Origin of the sequence: Janthinobacterium sp. PSPC1-1, from assembly GCF_049897625.1 — a bacterium.
Classification (GTDB): Bacteria; Pseudomonadota; Gammaproteobacteria; order Burkholderiales; family Burkholderiaceae_D; genus Janthinobacterium; species Janthinobacterium tructae.
Genome location: NZ_JAFCWP010000017.1, coordinates 1 through 11,500 on the forward strand (window position 1 = coordinate 1; position 11,500 = coordinate 11,500).

General features: G+C 54.5%; 4 protein-coding genes. All 4 read left to right on the plus strand.

The annotated features are described in order from the left end of the window. The coding region (locus ACP7EG_RS27535; RefSeq protein ID WP_426090226.1) for a non-ribosomal peptide synthetase at positions 1 to 3,142 on the plus strand (3,142 nt) is incomplete at its 5' end. A 101-nt stretch (positions 3,143 to 3,243) separates the two neighbouring features. Then, positions 3,244 to 4,179 carry a cupin-like domain-containing protein gene (locus ACP7EG_RS27540; RefSeq protein ID WP_426090227.1) on the plus strand — a complete coding sequence of 312 codons (936 nt, stop codon included), beginning with the start codon at positions 3,244 to 3,246 and terminating at the stop codon, positions 4,177 to 4,179. Positions 4,180 to 4,290: 111 nt separating this feature from the next. Beyond that, positions 4,291 to 5,061 carry a thioesterase II family protein gene (locus ACP7EG_RS27545; RefSeq protein ID WP_426090229.1) on the plus strand — a complete coding sequence of 257 codons (771 nt, stop codon included), beginning with the start codon at positions 4,291 to 4,293 and terminating at the stop codon, positions 5,059 to 5,061. A gap of 150 nt (positions 5,062 to 5,211) precedes the next feature. Continuing rightward, positions 5,212 to 11,500: amino acid adenylation domain-containing protein (locus tag ACP7EG_RS27550; RefSeq protein WP_426090228.1), on the plus strand; the 6,289-nt coding region annotated here is incomplete at its 3' end.

The following is an 11,500-nucleotide window of genomic DNA, read 5'->3' on the forward strand; positions in this document are numbered from 1 at the left end:
GGCGGATGCGCAGCGCCTGGATGCTTTCCTGGCCGCCTTGCAGGCGGTGGTCGACCGTCACGATGTGCTGCGCACGGCGGTGATGGCGCAGCAGGCTTCGGTGCCGGTGCAGGTGGTGTATCGCCAGGCCTGTTTGCAAGTCAAGCCCTTAGTGCTGGCGCCCGGGCGGGATATCGAAACCCAGCTCGGCGCCTACCTGGCGCAACCGCAGTCGATGGATCTGGCCCAGGCGCCGCTCCTGCACGTGAGCGTGGCGCAGGATACGCAGTCGGAAACGCAATATGCGCTGTGCCAGATCCATCATTTGATCGATGATTTCACTTCCCTGAAAATGCTGTTCTCCGAGGTGGAGGCCTTGATGGGAGAGCAGGTCGGGCATTTGATCGAGCCCGTCCCTTATCGCGAATTTGTCGCTCACGCCTTGCATCAGGCGCAATATAACGACGCCGCATCGTTCTTCAGCAAGACGCTTGGCGATGTTGACGAGATTACTTCTCCTTTCGGCCTGTCCGGCGTGCATGGTGACGGTTCAAGTATCGTTGAACGGAAGACGTCACTCGACGACATATTTACCGGGAAAATCCGTTCTGTGGCCAGACAGCGGCATGTCAGTGCGGCAGCCTTGTTCCATGCCGCCTGGGCATTGGTGCTTGGCGCGTGTAGCGGCAGAACCGACATTGTATTTGGGACGGTACTTTCCGGGCGCCTGCAGGGTACGCGCGGTGCACAGAATATGCTAGGTATGTTTATCAATACCTTGCCCGTCAGATTGCAGCTGGAAGGCATGAGTGCTGCGCAGTTGGTGGCGCAGACAGATGCCGCCTTGAAATCTCTGTTGCCATATGAGCAGGCCTCGCTCACCTTGGCGCAGCGCTGCACGGCCTTGCCTGGTGGCGCGCCGTTGTTCAGTGCCATTATTAATTATCGGCAAGCGATTGGTTCGGAGAGTGTTGACATCCAACCGCCCGTTGATGTTCGTGGGACCCATGCAATCGAGATCATCGGGGGGCAGGAGCGCAGCAACTATCCGCTCAGCCTGTCCGTGAGCGATCAACTTCAGCGTTTTGTGCTCGAGATACAGGTCGACCACAGTGTCGATGCCGGCGCCGTGCTGGCATATGTGGAGCAAGCGCTCAGGGAAATTGTTGGGGCCTTGCAAAATAGCCCTGATCAAGCATTGGCGGGGCTCTCCGTGGTGCCGGCTGCGGAACAGGAAAGCACGCTTGATGCATCGCGAGGAGTGCTGCTTGATCGCACAGGCCAACCGGATGTGCATGGCTTGTTCGAGGCGCAAGTCTTGCTGACGCCGCACCGCATTGCTCTCGTACATGCCGATGAAAGGCTGAGCTATGCTCAGCTGAATACCCGTGCCAACCTCCTTGCCAATTACCTGATAGCAAGAGGTGTCGGACCGGACACGCTCGTGGGCGTATGTCTGGAGCGCGGCGTGGACATGATCGTGTCCTTGCTGGCCATCCTCAAGGCGGGCGGCGCGTATGTTCCTCTGGACCCCGGTTTTCCTGCCGTTAGGTTGGAATACATGATCGGACACAGCCAGATGAGACTGTTGCTGACGCAAGACTCACTGTTACCACAAGTCACGATCATGGCAAAGGAAAAGCCCAGGTTACAGATTCTCAGTGTAAATGGCGATCAGTTTATTGCTTCACTATCGCTATATTCAGACAGCAACCCGCTGCGCTATGCAAGTCATTCGCTGGCACATCTGGCTTATGTACTGTACACATCGGGCTCGACAGGCACGCCCAAGGGGGTGGAAGTGTCTCATGCCGCGTTCCGGAATTTTATCCTGGCGATGCAGGGCCAGCCTGGCATTGAGGGGGATGACGTTCTGCTGAGCGTGACATCCATTTCCTTTGATATTGCTGGATTAGAAATTTTCCTGCCTTTAAGTGTCGGCGCGCGTCTTGTTTTACCTCATCGCGAGGTGGTTCAGGACACTGCTTTGTTACTGGACCTCATCGTCAAGGAAAAGGTGACGTTTATGCAGGCAACGCCTGCTGCCTGGCGGGCATTGCTTGGCCGCCCTTGGCCGCTCATGGAGCGCGACCTCAAGGTGCTTTGCGGTGGGGAAGCATTGTCGGAGAAACTGGCGGAAGAACTGCTGGACCGAACTTCAGAGGTGTGGAATATGTATGGGCCGACCGAAACCACGGTATGGTCTACCCTGCGCCGGCTGGGCAAGGGGGAGGGCAAGCCTTCCATCGGCCGTCCTATCACCAACACCGACGCCTATGTGCTGGATGCCTGCCTAAAACCGGTGCCCCGGGGCGTGCCGGGAGAGCTGTATCTCGGCGGCCAAGGCCTGGCCCGTGGCTATCTGCACCGCCCTGACTTGACGGCGGAACGGTTTGTCCATGCAAATCTGCCCTTGCCTGATGGCGTAGTCGTCCGCCAGCGCCTGTACAAGACGGGGGATTTGGTGCGGTATCTGCCAGACGGTGGCCTTGAGTATCTTGGACGTATCGACGATCAAGTGAAGATTCGTGGCTTCAGGATCGAATTGGGCGAAATAGAGAGTCACCTGGCTAGACACCCGCTGATTAAGGCAGTGGCGGTCATGGCGCAGCCGGATAGTTCCGGGGAAAGGCATCTTGTGGCTTATTTTGTGGCAAGAGCGGAGTACGTACAGGATGCCGGGCATGAAGGAATCGACTTTGATAACTTATTCCGCTCATATTTACAAACATTGTTGCCAGACTACATGATACCTAACCGGTATTTATTATTGGCGACGCTGCCTTTGACGCCGAACGGGAAGCTGGACAAACGCGCATTGCCGCTGCCCGATAGCACGACCATGCAGGAAGATTATATCGCGCCAAAAACAGGCAGCGAGAAAGAACTGGCTGCCATCTGGTCGCAACTATTGTCGATGAATACGGATGAGATAGGGCGGGATAGCAGCTTTTTCAGCCTAGGAGGCGATTCGTTATCGGTCATGAAACTAAGTTCTGCAATCGAGGCAACCTTCGGTGTTAAGATTAGCGTCAAGGAAATATTTGAAAATTCAGATATATCTTCTATTGGTTACATTATTGATTTCTTGCTGGGCAGGAAGAAACTGGCTGAGGATATGCTGGCGATACCGCAAGATCAGTTGCAAAGCATGGAATTTTGATTTGTCTCCCGGGTTATTTTCGTCCGGGTGAATTATCTTGTCTCCGCGGCATAGCGAGGGTGGACAGCGATGCGATTTTAAACTTGAACGTATGTGAAAATATGAATGCAGACGTGGTGAAGGTGATAGGGCTGGTACCTGGTAGCGTGCAGGCATTGACGGTGGTGGATGCTGGATCCCTGACTGAAGATGTTTTTTGGAATGAATATGTTTGCAAACATATTCCAGTGGTAATCAAAAATGCGGCAGCAACATGGCCAGCTATCGCACACTGGAAAATGCCCGGCTATCTTGAAGGCCTATGTGTAGATGAAAATGTACGGATGTCGCTTAATTTCAATCCCATGCCCAGCGAACCTTTGCTACGAAATGGACTTAGTACACGTAAATTGCATGCATGTATTGAAGAAATTCGCCGCGCCGATGAGGGGAAGACCTTTTCTTTGGCTCCGATCTCCGTACCTGAAAAGTGGGGGCAGGATCTGGGTGGCTTTCCTTTCATGGGGAAAAAATATATACGCAGGCCCAGGGGATATCCCGGGAAGCGATTATTCGTTTATAAAAATGCTTCCACGGAATGGCATTATCATCCCATCGATGAGACGGTGACGACGCAGCTGCTTGGTAGTAAGCGGTTTTCGCTATTCCGACTCGATGATGAAAACTGGCAGGATTTCTCAGTGCCCATCAAGACAAATTTGCATCACATGGCATGCCGGGACAGTTTTTTCCCCCGTGACAAGGTACTGATCAAGTACGAAGCGGTATTGGACGCCGGCGATGCCATTTACATTCCTCCTTTCTGGTGGCATGGGGTCGATCCTGCGGATACCCAGTTTGGGGTGACCCTTGCACAATGTTTCAGAACGCCGTTAAGGCGGCTGGGTGCATGGAACGAACCCGTTACCAGAGAATTTGTCCGAGACGCGAGCCGGATGGACATGCCAATTCTATCGCGCTGCATCTTGGTTTTCTCCACCTTGCTGATGATCTCATGCAGCTCGATTGCCAGGAAATTTTCGAAAGAAAAATGGTGATTGGTTTCCCAGTGCTAGACGAGGGAAAGAATGCCGGTAACGCTGAATTTTGCAATGTATGTTGAGAATTCAGCGTATTGAATAATTAGACTTGGAGAGTGTTGGGTGAAAATGTCTGTTACGCCATGGATTGTCGGTCAGAGTAAAATACAACCCCGGTTTCGTTTGTTTTGTTTCTGTTATGCGGGTGGTAATGCCATTAGCTATCTTCCTTGGCAAGATGAACTGGATTCATCAATTGAGGTGTGTGCCATCCAACTTCCTGGGCGTGGCGTACGCATGCATGAAGATTTGTCGACATCCATTGCGCAGATTGTCGAGGAATTACTTCCTGTGATTGCAGGGAGAAGTAACGTGCCCTTTGCTTTTTTTGGGCACAGCCTTGGCGGCATCATCGCATTTGAACTGGCAAGATACCTCCAGGTACGAAAGATGACGCTGCCTGTGCATCTTTTGGTTTCCGGTTGCGGCGCCCCCCGCAGACATGCCCCGGATCAAACGAAAAATCTTTCGGATGACGCCTTTATCGATTTGTTGCGTGATTACAACGGAACGCCCCTGGAAGTATTAAATAATCGCGAATTGATGGATTTCTTGTTGCCCAGTATCCGCTCCGACTTCAATTTGCTGGAAACCTATCATTACCATCCGGGCGGGCGCTTGCCGTTGCCTATCTCTGTTTTGGCGGGGCGCAGCGATACCGACATTGCGGAGGACGAGCTTACTGATTGGCAATTTGAAACGAGCCAGCAATGTCAGGTCCACTGGTTCGAGGGCGACCATTTCTTTATTCACGCTGCACAAGCCGAAGTGGTAGCGCACATCGATGTCACAATCCTTCCCCACTTACAACGCCAGCATATTCGCCTTATGCAACAGTAACAATCCATGGATTGCTGACGCTTCGGCATGTGGCGCTGCAGCTGAGCGTAACTTGGCAACGTGTGATTCGAGCGCAACGATGGCAAGTGCCGGGATTCTATGACCTGGCGGCAATGTGCCAAATACCTCTAGATGATATGGAAAAAGTTCATGCAAAAAATACTGTCAGCTTTAGTTGAGCGGGGCATCGATATATCGATCAAGGATGGGAAAATCAAGGCTACCGCCCGTAACGGTAGTTTTGACGATGTCGCTATCCTCCTGATCAAGGAGAATAAACAGCAATTGATGGAGTATTTGGAGCGCGAAGAGCAACTGGCGCAGCAAAACCACCGCCGCCTCTCCTCTGCGCCTCCTGTTGCCCTTCCTCTTGGCTTGAACGTTCCCGTTTCGCCGCTGCAACAGCGCTTGTGGTTGCTGAACGAGATGAGTCCCACACTGTCCCAACCCGTCAGCGTTACACTGGAGTTGACCGGTGAACTGGATGTTGAGGTGTTGAAGCATGCGTTGCGTGATCTGGTACATCGCCATACCATCCTGCGTACCAGTTTCGTCACGGGTCCGGATGGACAGGCGCTTGGTATCGCTCAGCATGATGCTCCCTGCAACATGGTGTACAAAGACCTGCGCACGGTTGCCGCTGGCGAGCGTACGACACAATTGCGTGCAATCATCGCGGATGCCGTCGGCCGTCCACTACCCCTGTCGTCGGTGGAAAGTCAGTTGCGAACGGTCTTGATACAGGAAGCGCCACAACGGCATATTTTTCTGATGAAGGCGCACCGCATGGTCGTGGATGAGCATGCGATCCTGACTTTGGCGGAGGAGTTGCGGCAGTGCTATCAAGCTATCGCCAGCGGCGAGGCGCTGGCAACCGTCGGCGCCCACACGCTGCATGCCGGCCATGTCACGTCGCCGCCGCCGTTGCATGGCGACTTATTGGATCAGCAACTGGCATTCTGGCATACCCAGCTCGCGTCGTTGCCACTCGCACATGGGGTGCCGTTGGACTTTGCACGTCCCTCTGTTGCCCGACTGGCGGTTGATTCCGTCGATATATTGCTTGCGGAAGAGAGTAGAGATTTGTTACTCCGCGCGTGTGATAGCGTAGGGGCGGATTTAACAATGGGCATACATGCCGTGTTTGCCGCCTTGCTCGCGCGGTATAGCAATGAAACGGATGTTGTCATCGGTATTGAACATAGGAAAAATTACGGGTTCGATGCGGTCGTGGGCCCATCGACAGATCACCTCGTCTTGCGCAGCAAGGTTTCATGCACGCTGGACTTCCACGCATTATTGGCGCACAGCAAAGGTGTGCTGGAGTCGGCCTACGCTAACCAACATATTCCATTTGCGCTTCTTGTTGAGCATTTGAAGCCAGAGCGCAGTGGCAGCCACAGCCCCTTGTTTCAACTTGCCTTGGTGATTTCGGAGGCGCTCCCGGACGATGCCGATGCAGGGGGCGTATCGTTCAATATTGCTGCCGTGCATGCCGGGGCGCATCCGCACAACAGCGACATCACGCTGTATATCCGCCCTCACGCGCAGGGCCTGCATTGCCGATTTGAATATAACACCGCCCTGTTTACGGCGGCGACAATGACACACATGGCCACGTATTTTTCGCGCCTGCTCAACGCCGCAGTGCGTGCTCCCGCACAGCGCTTGGACAGCTTGTCACTGCTTTCCGAGGATGAGCGGGACAAGGTGCTACATGTGTGGAACGCAAGCGCCACCAGCTATCCCGATGGTAGCAGCCTTCATGCCTTGTTCGAGCAACAAGTCAAGCGCCATCCCGGGGCGAGCGCGGCTGAAATAAATGGCGTGACCATGAGCTACGCCGAATTAAACGGCCGTGCCAACGACGTGGCACATCGCTTGCGCCAAGTATCGTTTGCTCCTGAAACGCTGGTAGGCCTGTGTGTGGAACGGTCGTTTGATATGCTGGCGGCCATGCTGGGAATATTGAAGGCAGGCGGCGCCTATTTGCCGCTTGATGCGGCCATGCCGACGGAACGCCTAGCCTATATGTTAAATGATGCTAGGCCGGCGTTGCTGCTGACACAGCATTCATTGCAGGCATCGATCTCTGCTGCAAATACGGATGCCTGCATACCTGTCTTTTGTTTGGAGACCGATTGCGTGTGCTCGGCCTTGGTGGTGGCGAACCCTGCACCGCTTGCCTTGCCCGGTCATCTGGCATGTGTTTTTTACACATCGGGTTCGACTGGAAAACCGAAAGGGACACTGTTATCGCACCAGAATGTTGTGCGCTTGCTATGCAATAACGCCTATTACAGCCTGGGCGTCGGCGAAAGGGTGCTTCAGTATGCGCCTGTCACGTTTGATGCCGCTACGTTTGAAATCTGGAGTGCCTTGCTCAACGCCGGATGCCTGGTGCTGATGCCTCCGGGACGCCTATCGAATGAAGAGCTCGGGAACGCGATCATCGACGCGCGCCTGGACATGCTTTTTTTGACCACTGCGTTATTCCACCAGATGGTGGAGCATCAACTTGCGAGCTTGGCGTCGGTGCGGCATGTGTTGACAGGTGGCGAAGCCCTTTCTATGACACATGTACGGCTTTTCACCGAAGGTGCGCCAAATACCCGCCTGAGCAATTGTTATGGACCCACCGAAGTGAGCACGATCACCACTTGCAATGCCCTGACACGCGACACGCGGCTGACTACTTCTGTACCCTTGGGCCGTCCTATCGCCAACACGGAAACGTATATCCTCGATGAGCAATTGCAACCAGTACCGCCGGGAATACGCGGCGAACTGTATATCGCCGGAGCGGGGTTGGCGCGCGGATATCTTGGGCGACCTGGCCTAACGGCCGAGCGCTTCGTAGCGAATCCCTTCAGTACGCGGCCCGGAACGCGTATGTATCGCTCGGGAGACCTGGCCCGTTACCTGGCGGACGGGCAAATTGAGTTTCTTGGACGAAATGACGATCAAGTCAAAATACGCGGCTTTCGCATCGAACCCGGCGAGATCGAGTCGGCACTTGTCGCTCTGCCGATGGTCAGCGAAGCCGTAGTCCTGGCGCGCGAGGATGGCTTGCCAGGAGAGAAACGGCTGGCGGCTTACTTTGTCACGGACGCGAGCAAAGACGCCGTCTCCGTCGATGCTCTGCGCGCGGCGTTGGCATTGGTCTTGCCAGACTATATGCTGCCGTCTGATTGGGTCGCCTTGGCAGCCATGCCGCTGACGTCGAATGGCAAGATCGACAAGCGCGCTCTGCCGGCGCCAGAGCGTATCAGTAGCGTTGCATTTTGTCCGCCGAGTAATTCAATAGAGACGGCTCTTGCGCAGATCCTGGCGGACGTCTTGCAGGTGCCGCAGGTTGGCATTCATGATAATTTTTTCCATCGCGGCGGACATTCTTTATTGGCAACGCAGGTCGTTTCCCGGGTACGCGTCACGTTTGGTAAGGCCTTGCCATTGCGCACCATGTTCGAGGCGCCGACGGTTGCCGCGCTGGCGCAGCACCTGATTGAAATGACAGGTATTGCAGGGGATTCGTCACTAGTGCCTGTGACGGGCGAGAAGAACTTGCTTGCCTCCTATTCTCAGCAGAGATTATGGGTACTGGACCAGATTGAGGATGGCAGTGTCCATTACAACATGCCATTCGCCCTGACCTTGAGCGGTGACCTGGATTACGCCGCAGTCAACCAGGCACTGACGAGTTTGTTTGCACGCCATGAAAGCCTGCGTACATGTTTTGCAACCAGTGTGCAGGGCCAGGCCATGCAGGTTATCCAGGAAGCACCAGTGATAACGGTTCCTTGCGTTGACTTGTCGACGCTTCCGCAAATCGAACGCGACGCGGAGGTGGTCCGGCGCGTGGCGCAGGACGCCGACACGGCATTCGATCTCAGCAAAGACCTGATGTTGCGGGTTCAACTGCTTAAACTGGCTGCTGATAGCCATATTTTCATGGCTAACATGCATCATATTGCCTCGGATGGCTGGTCCATGGGCATTCTGATCAAGGAGTTCAGCACACTTTATAGCGCGTATAGCCAGGGACAGCCGAATCCATTGCCGCCGCTGGCCATCCAGTATTCAGACTATGCGCATTGGCAGCGCAGCGAACTGCAAAGCGACATATCGACGAAGCAATTGGATTATTGGGTCAGACAATTGGCTGATTTGCCTACGGTTCATAGCTTGCCGCTGGATTTCCCCCGTCCTGCCCGGCAAACCTTTGCGGGCGATAGCATCCAGAGCACACTGGATGTCGACGTGACGGCCAGGCTGAAAACGTTGTGTCAACGTAACGCGGCAACGCTATTCATGGGTTTGCATGCGGCCTTTTCCGTTTTCCTTGCACGTAGCAGCAATGGGACAGATATTGTCGTTGGCAGTCCCATCGCCAATCGAGAACATGCCGAGATCGCCGGATTGATCGGGTTTTTCCTGAATAACCTTATTTTGCGTACCGACCTGTCGCAGGATTGCACCTTTACCGAGTTAGTGGCGCAAAGTAAATCGACCTTGCTCGATGCATATGCCTACCAGCAAGTGCCGGTCGAAATGATCATTGATCGTTTGCAACCGCAGCGTAGTCTTAGCCATAGCGCTTTGTTTCAGGTGATGCTGATCTTGCAAAATAACGAGCATGGAGAACTGGACTTGCCCGGTTTGCGCCTGGCTGCGGTAGAGGGGCATCGATCCGTTGCCAAGTTCGATTTGTTGCTATCGGCCGTAGAGGGACCACAGGGCCTGCTCCTGTATTGGGAATATAACGTTGATCTATTTCTGCCATCGACAATCAGCAGGATGGTGGTCAACTTTGAGGAACTGCTCAAGTCACTCGTCAGTGAACCGGATCAGAGCGTCTTCAAGGCCAATATGCTGAGTGAGCTCGAACGCCAGCAGTTGCTGACCATATCGAGTGGAGAGACGGTCGCCTTCGCCAAGGACCGATGCGTGCACGAACTGTTCGAAGAGCATGTATTGTCGCAGCCGGAATCCATCGCACTGGTGTATGAAGATGAACAATTGAGTTACCGCGACCTCAATGACAGAGCGAACCAGCTTGCGCATTATCTGATAGATGCCAGGCACGTGACGCCAGATACCCTGGTCGGCATCTGCATCGAACGCTCGTTGGAAATGATCATCGGTATCCTGGCGATTCAGAAGGCAGGCGGTGCCTATGTCCCGCTTGATCCGGATTATCCGGCCGACAGGCTTGCATACATGATCCAGGATGCACAGTTGAAGACCGTTCTAATCCAGAGTCACCTGCGCCATCGGATACCGCTCGATGACGAGCAAGCCTTGTGCATCGATGACGCGGCCGTTCACCGTGAAATCGGTTCGCGGAAAGTGCAAAATGTCGTACCGCGAGAAATAGGATTGGCGTCTCGTCACCTAGCGTATGTCATTTACACCTCTGGTTCGACAGGAAATCCCAAAGGGGTGATGATTTCACATGCGAATCTGGTCAATTTGGCGCAGGCAGTCCAGCGCCGCTACGGACTGACGTCGCATGACTGTTTCCTGCAATTTGCGACCGTCAATTTCGACATGTCTGTGGAAGATATCTTCAGTACCTTGGTCAGTGGGGCCTGCCTGGTACTGCGAGCCGAGCACTGGCTGCAATCGACGCAGCACTTCTGGGAGTGTTGCGCCAGGCATCACGTAACCATACTCGATCTACCTACCGCATATTGGCATACCTTGGCCAAGGAAAGCCACGTGGCGGTGGCTGCGAGCGTGCGTCATATCAGCATGGGCGGCGAGCAGGTGAGCAGTACAATGATTGCCGAATGGATGAAATACAATTCTCTGGGGCACCCCTGCTTGCTGAATACCTATGGGCCGACCGAGTGCACTGTCGACTCGACGTTTGCCCCGATGACGGATCTGTCAGGTTCGATAGGGCGTCCGCTGGACAATACCAAGGCGTATGTCTTGAGTGCGGGCAAGACTCTTGTGCCTATCGGAGTTGTGGGTGAACTTTATATTGGTGGTGCCGGCGTGGCAAGAGGGTACTTGAATCAGCCGACATTGACGGCCGAGAAATTCGTGCAAAATCCGTTCCATGACCCGGCCGATCCCTCCAGCAGTGCTTTGTTATATCGAACGGGTGATCTGGTGCGATGGCAGGCGGATGGCAACCTGGCATTCCTGGGGCGTATTGATCATCAGGTCAAGCTGCGCGGCTACCGTATCGAGTTGGGCGAGATCGAGGCGGCTCTGAGCCGTCATGCGGACTTGCGCGATGCAGTGGTGTTGGCCAAGGACATCGATGGCGAGAAGCGGCTGGTGGCATATGTGGAAGGCCGGATGGTGGGGTGCGACGAGGAGGCGTTGTTTGCGCGCCTGTTTACGTACTTGCACGCCTGCCTGCCGGTCTACATGGTGCCGTCGAACTTTGTGCTGCTGCCGCAATTGCCGCTCACGCCGAACGGCA

Bases quoted from the DNA above. Each gene is read 5' to 3' on its own strand.
- ACP7EG_RS27540 (WP_426090227.1), top strand. From the start codon at position 3,244: ATGAATGCAGACGTGGTGAAGGTGATAGGGCTGGTACCTGGTAGCGTG.
- ACP7EG_RS27545 (WP_426090229.1), top strand. From the start codon at position 4,291: ATGTCTGTTACGCCATGGATTGTCGGTCAGAGTAAAATACAACCCCGG.